This is a genomic window from Aerococcus sp. L_32 (genome assembly GCF_050689315.1).
The window spans coordinates 1-915 of record NZ_JBOEQF010000712.1 but is presented as its reverse complement, the minus strand read 5'-3'; the positions used below and the strand labels follow the sequence as shown (position 1 = coordinate 915).

Annotated in this window: 1 pseudogene; it reads right to left on the bottom strand. The window is 38.1% G+C overall.

Annotation, left to right across the window (positions count from 1 at the left end):
* A pseudogene (locus ACRCJ0_RS15910) lies at positions 1 to 788 on the bottom strand (adhesin); the annotation flags it as partial.
* Positions 789 to 915 lie beyond the last annotated feature (127 nt).

The window sequence follows — 915 nt, the reverse complement described above, 5'->3', positions numbered from 1 at the left end:
CCTTCAGAGAAACCTTCATCTGTAAAGCTTTTTTCAAGGTTTAAGCTTTCTGAGTTATCCCGTGCTTCGCTGTAAGCAGTGTTGACATCATAAACATTGTAGCCTGCTTCTTGCATAGCTGATAAAGTATTGTCGTTATAAGTTATGTAGTCTTCGTCTTCAGACATTTCTTGACTTGAAGCTGGGTATTGCGCAAAGACGATTAAGGCAGAAGGCAAGTCCATACGAATGGTATTAAACAATTCTTCAATATTCGCTAGATGATCTTCTTCAGAAATTTCAGCTTCATAATCTTCTTCAACGAAAGTTGGGATAATCACTAATTGCGGGTTGGCTTCAGTTAAGTTACCAGAGTATTGTTCAACTGCATCGGCAGAGGTCATTTCTGCCCAGTCTACTGAGTTAACACTTGCTTCGTCAAAGCCGATTTCATTTAAACGGTCAGTGATAGTTGTTGTCCAAGCTTCTTGGTCTGCTTGGGTACGGGCGATTGAAATGGTTGGCACTTGCTCTACACTTTGTAGGTAGTATAAATAATGAAGTGCTGTAGTTTCCCCGCGATTGTCTGTAAATGCTTGAACCATTTCTTCTGCATTATATTCTTCTGGCGTTGATGGTGCTGTTTGGTTCATATCTACTGACATTGAAGAAAATGTGCTGGCTTGGTCTGCTAACATATTTTGTTGGCGTGAGCGATAAACAAAATAGCTACCTCCCACTAATACCAATGAAATGACGATAAAGACTGCTGTCAAAATCATTTGGTTTCTACTTGATTTTCTATTCATGCTTGAGCTCCTTTATACAAACTTTTCCCATTGTTTATTCTATCATATAACAAAATGAAGCCAAACTGAATTAAATCTTTTAGGTTTTTTAAGAATATGAGAGTAGGCAATTAGCCTACTCTTTCAT